The sequence below is a fragment of the Enterobacter cloacae complex sp. 2024EL-00227 genome, from assembly GCF_043945315.1.
Lineage (GTDB): Bacteria > Pseudomonadota > Gammaproteobacteria > Enterobacterales > Enterobacteriaceae > Enterobacter > Enterobacter roggenkampii.
Genome location: NZ_JBIMQP010000002.1, coordinates 347,321 through 366,737, shown reverse-complemented (window position 1 = coordinate 366,737; position 19,417 = coordinate 347,321). Strand labels below are relative to the sequence as shown.

The following is a 19,417-nucleotide window of genomic DNA, read 5'->3' as shown; positions in this document are numbered from 1 at the left end:
TCACTGAGCACGCTTTTGCCGATTCAACGATGGGCTGTGGCGGGAATCAGCAACCGTCTTTGCAGGTTGCCGCTGGGTTTTGCTCAAGGATTCTTACCAGCAGGGCTCGGGGTTCTCTCACGACATCTGTTCCAACTGACAGTACTTTGCCGTCCCGCTCTGCTGAATTCTTCGCGACAACATCACCGAATGCATTTCGCTGCAGGGCGACCTCTTGTCCTGCTTTTACCGTGTCGCCGGGTTTAACGAAAACTTCCGCAAACCCGCCCGTGGTCGCTCGTATTGAACTGATCGCATTACCAATATACGTTTTATTGCTGCTGGCGGTTGCGCCGATTTTGCCTTCAATCACCTTGTAATGAATCAGTACATTGAGGGCACCCTCTACACCCCGGTCAATCATATCCTGCTGGTAAATCCTCGGCTCTCCCGTCTCGGCCGTTATCGCCGGGATACCATTTTGAATAAAGGTGGTTTCCATTGAGCCGGCTTCGCCGGGATCTTTCTTAATTTGGTCGGCCGGAAAAAGTTCTGCAATCGTCCGGGCATCCGCATTGCGGTAGTCGGCATAAATGAACAGCGGATAAGCCGTTCCGGTAGACTGGGTGTGATAGTCAATCGCCAGGTCGACATTTCCTTTGTAAACCTTATTCCACATCATCCATGCCTGACGCTCGGCAGGGTTACCCGTTTCTTTTCCTGGGTGCACGCGGTTGTAGTCGATCGTCTCACCCCCATCGGTTGAAACGGACCATGTCCGGGAGACCCTTTCAAGTCCAGAACGGTTTGGACCGATAATGCCAATAACGCTGCCGTTCATTTTTGCGGGGTCCAGTTGTTCCATTACTTTTTGGACGATGCGCACTCCGTTTAGCTCATCCCCGTGGACGCCCGCCTGCAGCAGGACTTTCTTCCCGTCCGTTTTGCCTTTTGCCACCATGATGGGGACATACCAGCGCTGTCCTGTTCCTGTCTCAACCCCCTCGAACATGAAGCGATGTTGTCCTGCTGTCAGGTCTGATACATCCAGAGTCGAGATAACCGGCACTCCTTGCACCTTATCACCCGTATACACCGTTGCCGCGTGAGTCATTGAGCATGGCAACGCTAAGCTGAGAGCGAATGCGATACGGCTAGTAGATATCTTCATGAGCGTCATTTTCCATTTGATAGGGTTGAGATTTTTATTTTTCGGCCTGGGCCGTGGTTCGTGCTCATTAAGTTAATAGTGATTTTATGAGGCCAGCCAGCGGCACGATCGGGAAATGTGATTTTGCATAGGCTAACGCACCGGCCTCAATAACAGGGTTTGCGCGATTCATTTTTCCTGCCCGGCGTCTTCTTTCTAACCTACCTCACAAAAAACGATCCTCCGCTTTGATCGACATGCCATCTTCGCCTATATGACTAGTCATGAAATTTTAAATGACTAGTCATATAGGGAGGAAACATGAGCAATCAGCTGCCGGCCAACTTTTTATGGGGCAACTCGGTATCGAGCATGCAGACGGAAGGGGCCTGGAACGAGGGCGGGAAGGGGATGTCGGTGTACGACATTCGCGAAGCTGGGGAGAACATCTCCGACTGGAAAGTCGCGACCGACTCCTACCATCGCTACCGGGAAGATTTCGACCTGATGCAGGATCTGGGCATGAGCTGCTACCGCTTCCAGATCTCCTGGAGCCGCGTCTGTCCGCAGGGTGACGGCGCGTTCAACGACGAGGGCATCGCGTTTTACGACCGCTTTATTGAAGATCTCATCGCCCGCGGTATTGAGCCGATGATCTGCCTCTACCACTTCGATATGCCGCTGGCGCTGGCGCAGGAGTACAACGGCTTCAATGACCGCCGCGTAATGGACGCCTTTATCCGCTACGGTAAAAAGATGATCGACTGTTTTGGCGACCGCGTGAAGTACTGGCTGACCTTCAACGAGCAGAACATCTTCCATATGCCGGAAGCATTCCGCATTTCTGGCTACATGAAAGGCGATCAAACCCTGCGCGAGCTGTACGAGCTGCAGCACCATATCATGGTGGCGCACATGGCGCTGACCGAGTATCTGCACCAGACGAAACCGGGCCAGCTGATGGGCGGCATGCTGGCGCACCAGCTGGTTTACCCGGCCACCTGCAAACCGCGCGATATCTTCTGCGCCCAGCAGTATGACGAGTTCCTCAACCAGAACCTGCTGCGCGTCTTTGCCGGGCAGGGCTACAGCCCGGCGGTGATGGCGGTGGTGGAGCAGGAAGGCTTTGGTGATATCTACCGCGCCGAAGATTTAGCGCTACTGGCGCGCACCAGAAACGACTATATGGCCTTCAGCTACTACGCCAGCAAAACGCTGGACAGCGATGCGATCCCGGAAGGCACGCCGGTCAACTATTACCTGCTGCACGGCGAGAAAAATAACCCCTACCTGAAAGCCACCGAGTGGAACTGGCAGATCGACCCGCTCGGTTTTCGCACCATCATTACCCGCTACGCCAACGACTGGCGCATGCCGGTGTTCCCGATTGAAAACGGCATTGGCGTGATTGAGTCCTGGGATGGCGTCAACCCCATCGAGGATACCTACCGCATCGACTACCACCGGGCGCACATCGAGGCGATGAAAGCGGCGATATTCGAGGATGGGGCAGAGGTCATGGGCTACCTCGGCTGGGGGTTAATCGACATTCTCAGCTCCCAGGGCGACATGCGTAAGCGCTATGGCGTGGTCTACGTCAACCGGGAAAACCACGACCTGAAAGACCTCAGGCGCGTGCCGAAGAAGAGCTACGCGTGGTTAAAACAGGTTATCCATACCAACGGACGCGAGATGTAAGCCGTACGCTGCCGGGCCGTTTTTGTGACTGATTGATGGGAACACGCCGCTATGTCTGAAACAAAAATCACACCGCATATGCAGTCCTTTGTCGATAAGTTTGTCGAGTTCTCGGCGCGCCTGGCAAACCAGGTGCACCTGCGCTCCCTGCGCGACGCCTTCGCCACGGTGATGCCGATTTTCATCCTCGCCGGTCTGGCGGTGCTGGTGAACAACGTGGTGTTCCCGTGGATTTTTCACGGCGATACGCTGGCACACTTCAAAGTGTGGGGCGAGGCGATTATCAACGGCACGCTTAACATCGCCGCGCTGCTGCTGGCCCCGATGATCGCCTGGTCACTGGCGCGCAACAAAGATTTCGACAACCCGGTCTCGGCAGTGGTTATCGCCGTCAGCAGTTTTATCATCATGATGCCGATGCGCTTACAGGTTACGCCCGTTGGCAGCGACGCCGCGGTGAACGTCACGCAGGTGCTGACCTTCGCCAATATCGGCTCCACCGGCATTTTCGCCGGGGTGCTGATTGGGCTGCTCTCAACGGAAGTGTTTATCGCGATTTCGCGCCTGAAGGCGCTGCACATATCGCTCGGGGAAAATGTGCCCCCAGCGGTCAGCAAATCCTTTACCGCGCTGATCCCGACGATCCTCACGCTCTCCCTGTTCGCGGTGCTGGCGGCCGTGCTGGCAAACGTGCTGCACACGGATCTGATCCATCTCATTACCACCTTTATCCAGCAGCCGCTGCGGCTGATCAACACCAGCCTGCCGGGGACGATTTTCATCTACAGCTTCGGCAACTTCCTGTTCACGCTCGGTATCCATCAGTCGGTGGTCAACAGCGTGGTGCTGGAGCCGTTTCTGCTGATCAACACCAACGAGAACATGCTGGCCTTCGCCAACGGCCAGCCCATTCCGCACATCATCAACAACATCTTCGTGCCGACGTTTGGCATGGTGGGCGGAACCGGCAGCACGATCTCGCTGCTGATCGCCATCTTTATCTTCTCCCGACAGCAGTCGGCGAAGCAGGTGGCGCGTCTGTCGCTGGCGCCCGGCTTATTCAACATCAACGAGCCGGTGATCTTCGGCCTGCCGATTGTCTTTAACCTGCCGCTAATGATCCCGTTTGTGCTGTTGCCCGCGATAGGCATTTACTTCGCCTGGCTCTGTACCACGCTGGGATTCATGTCGCGCTGCGTGGTGATGATCCCGTGGACCACGCCGCCGATTCTCAGCGCCTGGCTGGCGACGGCAGGGGACTGGCGGGCGGTGGTGGTGCAGTTGGCAATCATTGTATTTGGTGTATTCTTCTACCTGCCTTTCCTCAAGATTGCCGAGCGAGTGGCGTTGAAAAACAGCGGGATAGAAAACTAACTGTAAGGAAGGACGATGGCGGCGAAGTACATCACCATAGCGCGGGAAATCAAGAAACGCATTATCAGCCAGCAGTACGCCGCCAATGAACCGCTCCCGGACCAGTTTGCGCTGGCGGCGGAGTTCAGCACCAGCCGGATGACCATCCAGCAGGCGATGCGCCAGCTGATCGTCGAAGGGCTGGTCTACACCCGTCAGGGGCAAGGGACGTTCATCCGCAAAAACTTCCTCCAGCTCTCGCAGTGGGATCTCTCCGGCAGCGACTATTTCGGTGCCACCAAAACCTGGGAACATCTGGGCACGGTTACCAGCCAGGTGGTGCATTTTGAACTGCGCTTCCCGAACGAAAAAGAGCAGGCGTCGCTGATGATTAACGCCGATGCGCCCGTCTATGACTTTATTCGTCTGCGCTTATTAAACGGCGAACCCATGTCGCTGGATTCCACGGTGATGCCGATGAATCTGGTGCCGGGCCTGACGAAAAGCCATCTTGAAGGTTCGGTGTTCCACTACGTGCAGGAGACCCTGGGGCTGAAAATTATGGGGTCATACCGGGTGGTGCGGGCGCTAAAGCCCAACGCGCTGGACAGAGAGCATCTGGTCTGTGAGGAAACCGATCCGGTGCTGGAGGTGGAGCAGGTCATTTATCTGGAAGATGGCACCGCGCTGGAGTATGCCCACTGCCACTATCGGTACGACCACGGCGGGATTGTTATCGTGAATAACGGATAAAAAAAAGCGGGCCTTGAAGCCCGCTTTTTTAATGCGCGTGATTAATTCAGACGCACCGGCATACCGGAACGGTTCTGAATCGCCTGGTCGACGATGGTGGTTTCCACGTCAGGCTGAGAGGTCACGGACTGCACCGCGCTGTTCAGCGTAATCGGCACGATCTCGTTGTTGTTGATCTGGTCTTCGCTGGTGGACAGCGGGTTGTGCACTTCGATGTAGCGGCTGCCGTCTGGCTCAGACGTCGCTTTCACCGGTTCGTTGATGAACTGCACGCGCGTACCGACCGGCACGTTTTCGAACAGGAACTTGATGTCGTCGTTACGCAGACGCACGCAGCCGTGGCTTACGCGCAGACCGATACCGAAGTTGGCGTTGGTGCCGTGAATCGCATACAGACGACCAATATACAGGGCATACAGACCCATCGGGTTATCCGGACCGGCTGGCACAACGGCTGGCAGCGGTTCGCCCGCAGCGATGTATTCCGCGTGCATTTTGGCGGTTGGGGTCCAGGTTGGGCCCGCTTTCTTACGTTCAACTTTGGTGGTCCAGTTCAGCGGGGTGTCTTTGCCCAGCTGGCCGATACCGATTGGCAGCACGATAACGGTATTGGTGCCTTTCGGGTAGTAATACAGACGCATTTCGGCGCTGTTGATCACGATACCTTCATGAACGGTATCCGGCAGGATCAACTGCTGAGGAACATTCAGCACGGTACCTGCTTTTGGCAGATACGGGTCAACGCCCGGGTTCGCTTCCAGCATGTTAGACAGGCCCAGCTGATACTGCGCGGCGAAATACTCCAGCGGCTGAGAGTTACCCTCAGGCACCGTCACCACCTGGTTTTGACCCACCAGACGGCTTCCGTCGGTCGGCAGGGGATACGTCACCGCAGACGCGGTCTTACAAAAACCTACTACGGCTAACGCCGCCGCAAAAAGCGTTGTTAATTTCATGTTCATGTTGTGCGAGGTATCTAAGCCATTCTGGCGATGAGTTGATAAGTCTGAATCTGTGATGGGAGCGCATTATATGTGCATTCCCGCTAACAGGGAATTCAGATGTGTACGAAATCACATTTTTTTCGATTTTGTTAAAGTTTAGTGGATTGCCGCAACACGGGATCTCAATTCGGAATTGTGGCATAATGCCGTGTTTATCACACTTTTCGCAGGAATCTCCCCGTGTTAGTTACCAGCAACGTCACTATGCAGTTTGGCAGTAAGCCGCTGTTCGAAAACATTTCCGTCAAATTTGGCGGCGGCAACCGTTACGGCCTGATTGGCGCCAACGGTAGCGGAAAATCCACCTTCATGAAGATCCTCGGCGGCGATCTGGAGCCGACCCTCGGCAACGTCTCGCTCGATCCGAACGAGCGTATCGGTAAGCTGCGTCAGGATCAGTTCGCCTTCGAAGAGTTCACCGTGCTGGACACCGTGATCATGGGGCACGCGGAGCTGTGGGAAGTGAAGCAGGAGCGCGATCGCATCTACGCGCTGGCCGAAATGAGCGAAGAAGACGGCTATAAAGTGGCCGATCTGGAAACGCAGTACGGCGAGATGGACGGTTACTCTGCGGAAGCGCGTGCGGGCGAGCTGCTGCTGGGCGTCGGCATTCCGGTCGAACAGCATTACGGCCCGATGAGCGAAGTTGCGCCAGGCTGGAAGCTGCGTGTGCTGCTGGCTCAGGCGCTGTTCTCTAACCCGGACATCCTGCTGCTCGACGAACCCACGAACAACCTGGACATCGACACCATCCGCTGGCTGGAGCAGACGCTCAACGACCGCGACAGCACCATGATCATCATCTCGCACGACCGTCACTTCCTGAACATGGTCTGTACGCACATGGCGGATCTGGACTACGGCGAGCTGCGCGTGTATCCGGGCAACTATGACGAGTACATGACCGCCGCCACCCAGGCGCGCGAGCGTCTGCTGGCGGACAACGCCAAGAAGAAAGCGCAGATTGCGGACCTGCAGTCCTTCGTTAGCCGCTTCAGCGCTAACGCCTCTAAGTCGCGTCAGGCGACCTCGCGTGCGCGTCAGATCGACAAAATCAAGCTGGAAGAGGTTAAAGCCTCCAGCCGTCAGAACCCGTTCATCCGCTTCGAGCAGGATAAGAAGCTGTTCCGTAACGCGCTGGAAGTGGAGGCCCTTACCAAAGGCTTCGATGAAGGCCCGCTGTTTAAAAACTTCAACCTGCTGCTGGAAGTGGGCGAGAAGATTGCCATTCTGGGCGCCAACGGCGTGGGTAAATCCACCATGCTGAAAACCCTGGTCGGCGAACTGCAGCCGGACAACGGCACCGTGAAATGGTCCGAGAACGCGCAGATTGGCTACTACGCGCAGGATCATGAGTACGAATTCGAAAATGACCTGACCGTCTTCGACTGGATGAGCCAGTGGAAGCAGGAAGGCGACGACGAGCAGGCGGTGCGCAGCATCCTGGGCCGTCTGCTGTTCAGCCAGGACGACATCAAAAAGCCTGCTAAAGTGCTCTCCGGTGGCGAGAAAGGCCGCATGCTGTTCGGCAAGCTGATGATGGAAAAACCGAACATTCTGGTGATGGACGAACCGACTAACCACCTGGACATGGAATCGATCGAATCCCTGAACATGGCGCTGGAGATGTATCAGGGCACCCTGATCTTCGTCTCTCACGACCGCGAGTTCGTCAGCTCGCTGGCAACCCGCGTGATCGAGATTACGCCAGAGCGCGTGGTGGACTTCACCGGTAACTACGAAGATTACCTGCGCAGCAAAGGTATCGACGGCTAAAAAAAAGCCCGGTGGCGCTTCGCTTACCGGGCCTACGGGTGACTTTGTAGGCCGGGTAAGGCGAAGCCGCCACCCGGCAATGTTCAGAGCACCCACTCACTCCTTTCAACCCCGTTCACCCGCAGCGTACGTTTTTCCCCCGCCGGTAATGATACCTTCAGCGCCTTCCACGCCGGACGATAGTCGCCGCGCGCGTTCACCTTCAGGTTGATGGTTGCGCCGTCGCACACCATCTCCCATTCCACCCACAGCGCATTGCCGTTCAGGTAGCCCCAGCTTTCACCGTCGTCTTCAAACAGCAGCCCCGAGGTTGTGCCAACGCCTTTCACCGGGAACAGCTTCAGCTCGCGGGTCGTATCTTTTTCGGCACTCACATGCGTGATGCGCTCGCTGAGCGGCAGACCGGCCCCGGCGCGCACCAGCAGCGGCAGTTTTTCGAGCGGCGCATCGAGGACGATGGATTGTCCGCCCGCATACCACGCGTGAGTGTAAAAATCGTACCAGCCCGTTTCGTTATCCGGCAGCCAGACGCGGCGCTCGCGCTGCCCGGCCTCGACGACGCTGGCGACCAGCAGGTCGCGGCCCAGCAGGAAGTCGTCGCACTCTTTGAAGGTTTGCGCGTCGTGCTCGTGGTCGAGGAAGGTCGGGCGCAGCATCGGCTCGTCGTCGGCATGGGCCTGCCAGAGCAGGGTGTAGAGATACGGCAGCAGGCGGTAGCGCAGCTCAATCGCGCCGCGAATGGCAGGCGTGACGCCCGGATACATCCACGGCTCGTTCACCGTGTGGTCATCGTTCCACGAGTGAATGGTAAAGCGCGGGTGCATCACGCCGTTCTGCACCCAGCGCACGAACAGCTCGGCGTCCGGCTTGTCGCCGGAGAAACCGCCGACGTCGTGCCCGACGTTGAACAGCCCGGACAGGCTCATGCCCAGCCCCATGCGGATGTTATAGCGCAGGGTGTCCCAGTTGGTGCGGTTGTCGCCGCTCCAGGTCTGGACGTAGCGCTGCATCCCGGCGCAGCCGGAGCGGGAGATGAGATACGGGCGTTTTTCCGGCGCAAAGCGCTGCTGCGCTTCCAGCGAGGCGCGCATCATCAGCAGCGGCATCACCGGGCGAATATGCTTGATGGCGATCTCCTTGCCGAAGCCAAAGCAGCGAGCTTCCCCGTCCCACACTTCATATTCGTTATTGTCGTTCCAGGTGGAGTCGATGCCCATCTCCAGCAGCTGCGTGGTGACGCCGTTCTGCCACCACTGCACCGTCTGCGGGTTGGTAAAGTCGAGGTGTGAGCCTTCGTCATCCCAGAAGCTGGAACGTTCGGGTGCATCGGTTTCTGAATCGCGAATGAACAGCCCGCGTTCCGCCACTTCGCTGTAGCGCGGATGGTCCTGCAACAGGCACGGCTTGATGTTCGCCGCAAGCTTTAGACCCGCGTCGTGGAAGGCCTGGCTCATTACCTTCGGCTGCGGCACCTTGTCATAGTTCCAGTTGAAGACGTAGCGCTTGCCGTTGATGGAGGTATAGCCGGAGGAGAGCTGGAATGAGTCGCACGGAATGGCGTGCTCTTCGCACAGGCGGATAAAGTTCATCAGCTGGTTCTGGGCGTCCGGCGCGTCGGTGTAGTGCATGGTTGAGCCGCTGTAGCCCAGGCTCCATTTCGGTCCGAACAGCGTTTTTCCGGTCAGGCGAACAAAGGCTTTGGTGACGTCCAGAACGCGCCTGCCGGTAAAGAGGTAGTAATCGATATCGCCCGCTTCCGCCTGCCAGCGGCGATAGGCGGTGTGGTAGTTATCGATCTCGTTACCCAGATCCAGCCAGCAGCTGCTCAGGTTGTCGTAGAACAGGCCGTAGCTCACGTCGTCGCGGCGGGTGAGGGTGAACGGAATGTGCTTGTACAGCGGGTCGGTGCTGGCGGCGTTGTATCCCATCGCGTCGAGGTTACGCATCTCGTAGCGTTTACCGTTGCGCTGCAGATCGCCCGCTTTCTCACCCAGGCCGTAGAAACGCTCGTCCTTGCGGCGGCTGAGGTAGTGCGCCACGCCGTCGCCGTGGGCGTTCAGCAGGTAGGCGCTGGTGGGGCGGTCGTTGACCAGCGGCTGCCACTCGCCCGCGTCATTGCGGTAGTGCCACTCCAGCCACAGCGGCTGGTGGACGGTGACGCGCAGCTGCTCGGTTGCCACGGTTAACGTATCGTCCTGCTGCGTCAGCGTCCAGGCGGGGCAGGAGAAGCCGCTGATATCGTCGCGACGGCGACCTTCCCACGGCACGTCTTTTTCCGGTGCGATGCTCCAGGTGCGGTCCAGCGCCAGCTCGCCCTTGCGTTTGATCAGCACGCGGAACAGGTTCTCTTCCAGCACATACAGGCACAGGCGGTGCTGGCTATCGACCAGCAGTTCCAGATGGTTTGCCGACTGCGTATCAAGGGTCCAGTTTTTCAGGGTTTTCATATGCAATACATCCACTATCAGGCGCGCTTCGCGCGACGTTCAGCAATAAATGCTACCAGGAAGAGAGCGCCAATCAGGTCAAAGAAGCCCATGGCGATAAAGAGCGGGTTAAAGCCGATTTTGTCGGCGGTCACACCGATTAACAGCGAGAACAGGAAGCTGGCGATCCACGCCGCCGAGCCGCGCATGCCGTTGACGGTCGCCATCTGACCTTTGTCGAACGACTCCACGACCAGGGCGCTCAGCATGCAGGAGATGATCTGGTGCCCGAAGCCGCCGATGGAGATCAGCACGATGGTGATATACGGGTCGCGGGTAATGGCCACGATGGCCAGCGAGATCATCAGGAACGCGCCGGTCACGGAGCTGGCGACAACCGAGTTCACGCGGGAGCAGCCGAACAGGCGGGTGTACAGACGCGTCAGGTAGCCGCTTGCCACGCTGCCGAGGTCAGCGGCGAGGAACGGCAGCCAGGCAAACATCGCAATCTGCTTCAGGTCCATACCGTGCTCTTTGGCAAGATACAGCGGCACCCAGAAGCTCAGCACCGCCCAGGCCGGTTCCGCCATAAAGGCCGGGATGGCGATACCGTAGAAGCGTTTGTTCTTCGAGACGGTTTTCAGCGCGGTCAGGAAGGGCAGTTTGACGGCAGGCGGTTCGTTATCCTGCTTGATAAACGCCAGCTCGTCCTTGCTCAGGTTCGGGTGCTGCTCGGGGTTGTGGTAGAACGCCCACCAGAGGATCACCCACAGCAGCGCCAGCACGCCGGTAAACATAAACGCCCCCTGCCAGCCGAACGAGGCGTGAGCAAAGTAGATGATAGGGGGAGCCAGCATCGCGCCGATGGAGAAGCCCACGCCTGCCCAGCCGGCGGCAACGGGACGCTCTGATTTCGGGAACCATTCGCCGATGGTTTTGGCGTTCGCCGGGGTGGCGGCGGCCTCAGAAGCCCCCATAAAGAAGCGCAGAATCGCCAGGTGCAGCCAGCTTCCGGCGCCCGCGTGGAAAATACACATCAGCGCCCAGATCCCGGCGCAGACCATAAAGCCAATCTTCAGGCCGATAACGTCAATCAGCCAGCCGCACAGGGGCTGGAAAATGGTGTAGGCGATCTGAAACGCGCCGACGATCCAGGAGTATTGCTCGGTGGTGATCCCGAGGCTCTCTTTAAGCTCCGGAGCGAGAATACCTAAGGAATTTCGGGTGATGTAGTTAACGGTGACGCCCAGCAAAAACAGCACCAGCACGTACCAGCGCAGGTTCTTGATGACGCGACGGGTTTTGCTTGTCGCAATGGTGTTATTGATGTCCTGACTCATTTTACTCTCCACAAGACGGACGGTAAGGGGACGGAGGTTCAGGTGTCACACAGATTGTTATGCCTTTGATTTCTATCCGCTTATAATGCTTAAGTTGCTATACAACTAGTATGGAAGCTGTGTGACAAGTTCACCTTAAGGAAGAAAATGAGTGGGCAAAAGTGGATTTTGTGCAAAATTTCTCATAACCGACGAAAACACTCTGGCATGATGGCATTCATGCCAGTTATTTCCTGACAAACACGCTATGAAAATTTTTTCATTTCGCAAATGGAGCCAGATCACAAAATGGACAAAAGGCTAAAAATCACCGAAATCGCGGCCCGCACGCAGCTCTCCATCAGCACCGTGTCGCGGGTGCTGGCGGGGAAAGCGAATACCAGCGAAAAAGCGCGTGCAAAGGTGCTGGCGTGCGCGCGCGAGCTGGGGGTAATGGACGGCATGGCGGCCGGGCGTCTGCTGCTTAACAGCCTGGTGGTTTTTGCCCCGCAGCGGGCGTTTGACGAGCGGTCCGACATCTTTTACTACCGCGTGATCCAGAGCGTGAGCAAAGCCCTTGCCTCGCACGAGGTCCGGTTGCGCTACTGCGCGCTGGAGGAGAACGACAGCGACGCCCAGCTGTTTCTGGCGCGGATGAACGAGCCGGATACGCAGGCGGCCATTCTTCTCGGTATTGACGATCCGCATATCCACGATCTGGCGGTGGACGTGGGCAAACCCTGCATGCTGATTAACTGCCGCGACCGGCACATGCGTCTGCCTGCCGTTGCGCCGGATCACCGCGCCATCGGCGAGCGGGCGGCGGAGTACCTGTTCGAGATGGGACACCGCGAGGTGATGAACGTGCTGTGCCTGCGGCGCTACACCATGGAGCAGCGCCTGTCGGGGATCCGCGACGCGTGGCAGTCCCACAACCTGGCGTTCAACGACAAGCGCGATCTGCTGGTGGTGCCGAGCTTCAGCGCCAGAGAGACGGAGCAGCTGGTGAGCGATTGGCTAAATCAGCAGCAGGGAAAAGACCTGCCGACGGCGTTCCTGGTTGGCGGCGACTTTATGGCGGCGGGCACCATCAGCGCCTTACAAAACCACGGCCTGCGCGTGCCGCAGGACGTCTCGGTGATGAGCATCGACGGCTTTAACCTGGCGGCGATTCAGGATGTTCCATTAACGGCCGTGCATGTTCCCCGCGATGAGCTGGGAACGGAAGCGGTACACATGCTCCAGCAGCGGCTCATGCGCCTGGACGCGCCGGTAGGCACATTGCTGCTGAACGGCACGCTGGCCGTGCGGGAATCGGTACGGCGGATACGTCAGGGGAAACGACGCACCGCCGTGGAGCGGGAAGGGCTGTACGACAGCTAGACCATGCCCAGCGCGCGTTTGCCGTGGATGTTGAGATCGTTCACGGTAAAGCGGTCCTGCCAGGTTTTTTCATAATCCTCGCGCGGGAAGTCTCCCGGCGACGCGCCGGTTTCCAGCGCTTCCTTGACCTTCTTCGCGTAGGCGAGGTTTTTCTCGCACATCGGTGCGGCGGGGATGTACATCACGTTGCCCCAGCCCTGCTGATCTTCCACCGGCGCGACGGAGTGGATCACATCGCAGTGCCACCACACCGAATCACCCGCCTCCAGCGCAGGAATGCTGGTCAGCGCCTCGATAAGCAGCGGGTGCCACTTCTCGGAAACCGGCAGCACGCGCCCCGGCGCCACGCCGCACAGCTCGTCTTCCGGCACGTCGTCCAGCAGCGGACGCAGCAGAATATACGCCATTGCTTCCGGGATCGGCACCACGTGCAGCAGCCCCTGGCCGGGGATCATGTCTGACAGCGCCGTCCAGCCCTGGAAGGTGCGGAACACGGAGCATTTGGTGGTGTTATCGACGGTATACTCTTCCACTTCGGTACGGTGCGCGGCGTTCCACGGGTCGTATTTCTCGACGTTGCCGTCAAACACGCGGGCGAAAACCTGCTGGTATGCCGGCAGCAGCCAGCGCTCCAGCGCGCCGGAGTCGGTATGCGCGCCGAGTCCTTTCGAGGTGGTTCCCGGCGGACGGCGGCGGATACGATCCGGGTAAATCACGCTCACGTCCGGGTCGAACCACTGCTTGCCGTTGCTCTCGAACGTCCATAAGCGGTTCAGGAACGACTGCACCTGCGCCATCTCTTCACTCTGACGCGCCTGCATTTGCGCCTGCGACCAGTAGATCGGGTAAATCTCCGGACGGGAAGCGCTCAGGGTGCCGAAGAAGTTATCGCCTGGCCCTTTGTACACCTCGTCAAACTTGTTCAGATCGAGGTAGTCGAGCATCGACTGATCCCACGCCAGCGCCTGCTCGCGCGGGAAGTGACCTTTAATCACCGCGCAGCCGCGGCGCTTAACGGCCTCGCGCTGTGCGTCGGTAATCGTGCCGTTTTTCACATCGTTAAACGGAATCACCGGCCAGACGGATTCACCTTTATTTTTAAGCGCGTTAATTTCCGCCACGCGGGTGGCAATGCTGTCGCTGAGCTTGTTGAACACCGCCTGCACGTCGCCGATCTGCGCGCGTAACTCACGTTTCAACTGACGGATTGCCGCTTTGTGATCCGCTGGCAAGGTTTCACTGGTAAAGGTCATAATTGCCTCGCATCTTTCATTCGAAAGTAAAAGTGTCTACAAGTGATACTTTAAGTTAAAAATAAGTTAATGCAAGTTTAAAAACTTGACCTGCGCCACAGGACGGAAAAAGAGTGAGAGGCCGGAGCCAGGCTCCGGCGAAGAAAGGATCAGGCGTCGAACGGGGAATGGTTGTCGAGCACGGCCTGAATGACGTTCAGCGCGCCCTGATGGTTGTTGTCATCGGTGCTGTAGCGGCTGATTTCTTTGATGCTCTCTGCCGCGTTACCCATCGCAAAGGAATATTTCACCAGCTTCAGCATCTCGGCATCGTTGCCGCTGTCGCCAATGGCCACGCACTCTTGCGGAGAGATTTTCCAGCGCTTCAGCAGACGGCTGATGCCGTTCGCTTTGTGCAGGCCGGGGATAATCAAATCGACAAAGCCAAAGCCGCTGGTGACCGGCTTCATGATGCCGTCCAGCGAGACGTGCAGCTTATCCACCAGATTAGGAATATCGCTGTCCGGCAGGTTCAGGGAGAACTTAAAGAGCACGTCGTCAATGTCGCGGTAATCGCTGATGCGCTTTAAGCGGTGGTAGTGCTTTGACATTAGCGCCACGAACGCCTCCGGCGCTTTATCGCTGACGTAGGCGCTCTCCAGCCCGCAGGCCACGAAGTTCAGCCCTTTGTCTTTCAGCAGTTCGCCAATCACGATCTGCGATTCATGGCGGGTCAGCTCGCCGTGAAAAATCTGCTCGCCGCGATCGAACACCAGCGCGCCGTTTTCCGCCACGAAGGAGATCCGATCTTTAAGCTCCGGAAAGAAGGAGATGAGCTGGTAATACTGGTTGCCGCTGGCGACAATAAATTCAATGTCGCGGGATTTAAGCTGTTCAAACTGTGCCTGGAAGCGGTCACGATCGTACTGCTTGGCATCATCAAGGAAAGTTCCGTCCATATCGGTGACGATAACTTTAACGGTCATACTGTGCTCCTGGGTCACTGCGTTTTGAAACATTCTAATAACAAGGTGACGAGGAGCACAAATTTAATTTCGAATGAAAGTCAGAAAGCCGGGTGGCGGCTTCGCCTTACCCGGCCTACGGGGAGACTCTGTAGGCCCGGTAAGCGCAGCGCCACCGGGCGTTTTCTTACAGCGTATGCTCAGTACGGGCGATAATATCGTCCTGCGCATCCGGCGACAGGGCGGTGAAGAACGCCGAGTAACCCGCGACGCGCACCACCAGGTCGCGGTACTGGTCCGGGTGTTTCTTCGCTTCCAGCAGCGTTTCGCGCGAGACGATGTTGTACTGAATATGCCAGCCCTTATGCACTTCGAAGAAGGTGCGCAGCAGCACCATTAGCTTCTGGCGATCGCTGTCGTTTTCCAGCGTTGACGGGTTCAGCTTCTGGTTGAGCAGCACGCCGCCGAGAATCGCTTCCGTCGGCAGTTTGCCCACCGAGCCAATTACCGCCGTCGGGCCGAGGTGGTCCGTACCCGAAGCCGGGCTGGCCCCTTCCGCCAGAGGGGTATGCGCCTTACGTCCGTCCGGTGTCGCCATCGTCGCTGCGCCAAACGGCACGTTCGCGGAGATGGAAGAGGTGCCCGCGTAATAGTTACCGCCGATCGGGCCGCGGCCATAGCGCGGGTTGTGATACTGCTTCAGCTCTTCAATATAGGTCTGATAGGCGCGGGTCAGCAGCATATCCACGTTGTCGTCGTCGTTGCCGTACTTCGGCGCGCCGTTGATCAGGCGCTGGCGCAGCTGCTCGTGGGTTAGGCCATCGAAATCATCGGCCAGCGCCGCCGCCAGCTGCTGCTGGCCGATGACGCCCTGTTCGAACACCAGCTTCTTCACCGCCGCCAGGCTGTTGCCGAGGTTGGCGATGCCCACCTGCAGGCCGGACACCCAGTCATACTTCGCGCCGCCCTGCTTGATGCTTTTCGCGCGCTCGATGCAGTCGTCCACCAGCGCCGAGCAGAGAATATCGTGGACGTTCTCCTCCAGCATGGTGTCCACGACGTACTCAATCTCGATGGATTTGCGGGTGTAGTAGCGGATCTGGCTATCCCACGCCGCCATCACCTCCTCGAAGTTATCGAAGTTACCGGCAGAGAGGGCTTTCTCCTGCGGCAGGAACACCTTGCCGCTGGTGGCGTCGCGGCCGCCTTCCAGCGCGGCCAGCATCACGCGGGCGAAGTTGATAAAGCTCATGCCGGTGCAGCGGTAGCCCCATTTGCCGCCCACCGCGGTTTCGATACAGCCAATGGCCGCGTAGTCGTAGGCGTCGTCGCGTTCAACGCCGAGCTTGATGAATTCCGGAATGACGATTTCGTCGTTGTTAAAGGCAGGCATCCCGAAGCCGCAGCGGATCACCTGCACGCAGGCGTCGAGGAAGTCGTTGCTCATGCCCGCGTGGTAGCGCACGCTCAGGTTCGGCTGGGTGGAGCGCAGGCGACCGCAGGATTCCAGAATCGCGTACGAGAGCGGGTTCACCGCGTCCATCGGCTCACCGTTAACCAGCTTCTGGCCGCCGATGGTGACGTTCTGGTACAGCGGGCTACCGGCGGAAACCTTCGAGTGCGAGCCGGAGCGGATCTTGTTCACTTCCAGCAATTTCAGCCAGCAGCTGTGCAGCAGCTCGATGGCGTGCTCGCGGTCCAGGCTCTGGTTCAGCTCCACGTCGCGGCGGTAGTACGGATAGAGATACTGGTCCATACGCGCGAAGGAGACGGAGTGGCCGTTGGACTCAATCTGCAGGATCAGCTGAATGAAGTAGCACAGCTGCAGCGCCTGCCAGAAGGTTTTTGGCGGCTCGTGGGCGATTACGTCACAGTTTTCCGCCATTGCCAGCAGCTCGTCGCGGCGGCTTACGCGGGTTTCGGTGGAGGCCATTTCGCGCGCCAGGTCGGCAAAGCGTTTGATGTGCAGACTCACCGCTTCCAGCACGATATCGATCGCCTTCAGGAACTGGTCGCCGTGCAGGTCTTCCAGCACCGTCAGGTTGATGCGCGAGCGGCGCTCGGCCACTTTGGCGCGCAGGCCGTCGAGACCTTTCTCCAGCACCAGAGGGAAGTTCACCGCCAGGTGCGCGTCGCCGGAGGTCATGTTACCTTCGGCTTTGATGATGCCGGTTTCCAGCAGGCCTTTCTGCTCGTCGGTGAACATGCCGTAGCAGCGATCCTGCACCGTCTGGCCGCGCCACCATGGGCAGATCTCATGCAGCACGCGCTTGTTCTCTTCGCTCACCGCAAAGCCCGCGCCCGGACGGTCCGCCAGGTCGTCAATCTCTTTCTCAATCCAGGAGACGGTATATTCCGGGAAAATGGGCGCCGCGCGCACTTCGCTTGCCTGGTTCCCGATGATCAGCTCATCGTGCTTGATCCAGATGGTACGCTTGGCCAGGTGATGCGCCAGCGCCAGGGCGCGGCGCACCGGGATCGGCTTGTCCATGTGCTGCTGGTACATTTCGGTGTAATGCTGGGCGCGCTCGGTACAGACCGGCGGCTTAACGATATGTACCAGCGCCGTTTTGTGCGCCTTAATGCGCTCGCTGAGGGTATTGAGATTCAGGGTGGTCATAAGTTTATCCTCGTAAGGTCGCGGTTAACCCTTTCTGGCAGGCGTACTGCTGCGCGAAGTCCAGCAGGGCAGGGTTATCCAGCGGTTTGTCAGGGGCAGAGTAGGGTTGGCCGAGCAGGGTGTATTTGTTCATGCCCAGCGTGTGATACGGCAGAAAATGAATATCGTCGACGCCGAGTTCATCGGCAGCGAAGTTGGTAATGGCGGTGATGGAGGCTTCATCCGCGTTGAAGCCCTGGATCAGCGGCACGCGGATGGTGATCGTTTTCCCGGCGGCGGCCAGGCGTTTCAGGTTGTCCAGGATGCGCTTAGCCGAACCGTCCGTCCACTGCTTGAAAACGTCACCGTCGACGTGCTTCAGGTCGGCGAGGAACAGATCGACGTACGGTAATGACGGCTCGATATAGTGCCACGGCACGTGAAGGCAGGTCTCGACGGCGGTGTGGATACCCTGGTCATGGCTGGCTTTAAACAGCGCGTGCGCCAGCTCCGGGTTCATAAACGGCTCGCCGCCGGAGAGGGTGATCCCGCCGCCGCTGCGGTCGTAAAAGGGTTTATCGCGCAGTACGGTCGCCATGATCTCCTCGACCTGCTGTTCTTCGCCGCAAACGGTCAGCGCCTGCGTCGGGCAGCAGTCGGTGAGGGCATCAAGCGTCTCTTCACTCAGCTTTTCGCGGTGGATGACCAGGCCATTCAGCGCGCGTTCGATGCAGCCCGGTGCCGCCTGCTGGCACAGGTCGCAGCCGTCCAGGCACAGACGCGTATCAAACAGCACGTCCCGGCTGCGGGAGCGGCTTTCCGGGTTCTGGCACCAGCGACAGCCCAGCGAGCAGCCTTTCAGGAACACCACGGTACGTATACCGGGGCCGTCGTGGGTAGAGTAACGCTGAATATTAAAGATCATGTTTTTCGCCTCTCATCTTGCATATGAAGATTAAATTACTTTCGAATGAAAGTTATCTTGATGCAGGTCAACTCTTGAGCAGGTTTTGTCGTGATAGGGTAAGTGCAGGCTAATTTTGAAGGTGACATCATGGAACTTTATCTCGACACATCTGACGTTGCGGCAGTCAAAAAGCTGGCGCGTATCTTCCCGCTGGCGGGCGTGACCACCAACCCAAGCATCGTTGCGGCCGGTAAAACGCCGCTCGACGAACTGCTGCCCGCGCTGCACGACGCGCTGGGCGGCAAGGGCCGTCTGTTCGCACAGGTGATGGCGACCACCGCCGAAGGGATGGTGGAAGACGCGCGTAAGCTGCGCGCCATCATTAACGATCTGGTGGTGAAAGTGCCGGTGACCGCAGAAGGGCTGGCGGCGATCAAGATGCTGAAGGCGGAAGGGATCCCGACCCTGGGCACGGCGGTCTACGGTGCCGCGCAGGGGATGCTGTCCGCGCTGGCGGGGGCGGAGTATGTGGCCCCTTACGTTAACCGCGTGGACGCGCAGGGCGGGGACGGGATCCAGACCGTGGTGGAATTACAGCAGTTGCTGACGCTGCATGCGCCGCAGTCAAAAGTGCTGGCCGCGAGCTTTAAAACCCCGCGTCAGGCGCTGGACTGCCTGCTGGCAGGCTGCGAGTCCATCACGCTGCCGCTGGACGTGGCGCAGCAGTTTATTACCTCTCCGGCGGTAGACGCAGCGATTGTGAAGTTTGAGCAGGACTGGCAGGGGGCGTTTGGACGGACGTCCATCTGACGCGGCTGCCGGGTGGCGCTGACGCTTACCCGGCCTACGTTCGAGCCGTTGTAGGTCGGGTAA

The 19,417-nt window shown here is 58.4% G+C and carries 14 protein-coding genes; 6 read left to right on the top strand and 8 right to left on the bottom strand.

The genetic code is table 11. The features are described from left to right. Window positions 1-46: 46 nt before the first annotated feature. Window positions 47-1,048 carry a succinylglutamate desuccinylase/aspartoacylase family protein gene (locus ACHH0Z_RS04690; protein WP_239519675.1) on the bottom strand — a complete coding sequence of 334 codons (1,002 nt, stop codon included), beginning with the start codon at window positions 1,046-1,048 and terminating at the stop codon, window positions 47-49. Between the two features lie 402 nt (window positions 1,049-1,450). On the opposite strand from ACHH0Z_RS04690, the gene ACHH0Z_RS04685 reads away from it, so the two are divergent. From ACHH0Z_RS04685 to ACHH0Z_RS04675, 3 genes are read left to right on the top strand one after another with little or no spacing between them, the layout of a single operon-like run. Continuing rightward, a complete protein-coding gene (locus ACHH0Z_RS04685) occupies window positions 1,451-2,827 on the top strand; it encodes a glycoside hydrolase family 1 protein (RefSeq protein ID WP_045405941.1) in 1,377 nt (458 codons plus the stop codon). Between the two features lie 51 nt (window positions 2,828-2,878). Further along, on the top strand, window positions 2,879-4,201 hold the full coding sequence (locus ACHH0Z_RS04680) for a PTS sugar transporter subunit IIC (RefSeq protein ID WP_023292937.1): 1,323 nt from the start codon (window positions 2,879-2,881) through the stop codon (window positions 4,199-4,201). 15 nt (window positions 4,202-4,216) lie between these two features. Then, on the top strand, window positions 4,217-4,933 hold the full coding sequence (locus ACHH0Z_RS04675) for a GntR family transcriptional regulator (protein ID WP_045405944.1): 717 nt from the start codon (window positions 4,217-4,219) through the stop codon (window positions 4,931-4,933). A 41-nt stretch (window positions 4,934-4,974) separates the two neighbouring features. On the opposite strand, the gene ldtB is transcribed toward ACHH0Z_RS04675, so the two are convergent. Then, complete coding sequence (gene ldtB, locus ACHH0Z_RS04670; protein WP_395149500.1) at window positions 4,975-5,895, bottom strand: L,D-transpeptidase; 921 nt, start codon at window positions 5,893-5,895, stop codon at window positions 4,975-4,977. A gap of 222 nt (window positions 5,896-6,117) precedes the next feature. Between ldtB and ACHH0Z_RS04665 the strand changes: the two genes are divergently transcribed. Further along, window positions 6,118-7,713, top strand: coding sequence for an ABC-F family ATPase (locus tag ACHH0Z_RS04665; protein WP_008501187.1), 1,596 nt, complete (start codon window positions 6,118-6,120; stop codon window positions 7,711-7,713). Between the two features lie 83 nt (window positions 7,714-7,796). Here ACHH0Z_RS04665 and ACHH0Z_RS04660 read toward each other — a convergent pair whose 3' ends face one another. Together ACHH0Z_RS04660 and ACHH0Z_RS04655 are read right to left on the bottom strand one after the other, a co-directional pair. Further along, on the bottom strand, window positions 7,797-10,160 hold the full coding sequence (locus ACHH0Z_RS04660; protein WP_045405946.1) for a TIM-barrel domain-containing protein: 2,364 nt from the start codon (window positions 10,158-10,160) through the stop codon (window positions 7,797-7,799). 17 nt (window positions 10,161-10,177) lie between these two features. Continuing rightward, window positions 10,178-11,479 carry an MFS transporter gene (locus tag ACHH0Z_RS04655; protein ID WP_045405948.1) on the bottom strand — a complete coding sequence of 434 codons (1,302 nt, stop codon included), beginning with the start codon at window positions 11,477-11,479 and terminating at the stop codon, window positions 10,178-10,180. A 288-nt stretch (window positions 11,480-11,767) separates the two neighbouring features. Between ACHH0Z_RS04655 and ACHH0Z_RS04650 the strand changes: the two genes are divergently transcribed. Beyond that, a complete protein-coding gene (locus ACHH0Z_RS04650) occupies window positions 11,768-12,841 on the top strand; it encodes a LacI family DNA-binding transcriptional regulator (RefSeq protein WP_023343640.1) in 1,074 nt (357 codons plus the stop codon). Here ACHH0Z_RS04650 and ACHH0Z_RS04645 read toward each other — a convergent pair. From ACHH0Z_RS04645 to ACHH0Z_RS04630, 4 genes are all read right to left on the bottom strand, one after another. After that, a complete protein-coding gene (locus ACHH0Z_RS04645; RefSeq protein ID WP_045405951.1) occupies window positions 12,838-14,094 on the bottom strand; it encodes a DUF1479 domain-containing protein in 1,257 nt (418 codons plus the stop codon). The genes ACHH0Z_RS04650 and ACHH0Z_RS04645 overlap by 4 nt on opposite strands. A gap of 149 nt (window positions 14,095-14,243) precedes the next feature. Then, window positions 14,244-15,059 carry a Cof-type HAD-IIB family hydrolase gene (locus ACHH0Z_RS04640; protein ID WP_395149499.1) on the bottom strand — a complete coding sequence of 272 codons (816 nt, stop codon included), beginning with the start codon at window positions 15,057-15,059 and terminating at the stop codon, window positions 14,244-14,246. A gap of 166 nt (window positions 15,060-15,225) precedes the next feature. After that, entirely contained in the window at window positions 15,226-17,658 is a 2,433-nt protein-coding gene (locus ACHH0Z_RS04635; RefSeq protein WP_395149498.1) for a formate C-acetyltransferase/glycerol dehydratase family glycyl radical enzyme, read from the bottom strand. Window positions 17,659-17,662: 4 nt separating this feature from the next. Next, entirely contained in the window at window positions 17,663-18,562 is a 900-nt protein-coding gene (locus ACHH0Z_RS04630; RefSeq protein ID WP_045405957.1) for a glycyl-radical enzyme activating protein, read from the bottom strand. 129 nt (window positions 18,563-18,691) lie between these two features. Between ACHH0Z_RS04630 and fsa the strand changes: the two genes are divergently transcribed. After that, window positions 18,692-19,354 (top strand): fructose-6-phosphate aldolase, encoded by a 663-nt coding sequence (fsa, locus tag ACHH0Z_RS04625; protein WP_023326972.1) that lies wholly within the window; start codon window positions 18,692-18,694, stop codon window positions 19,352-19,354. The last annotated feature ends 63 nt before the right edge of the window (window positions 19,355-19,417 follow it).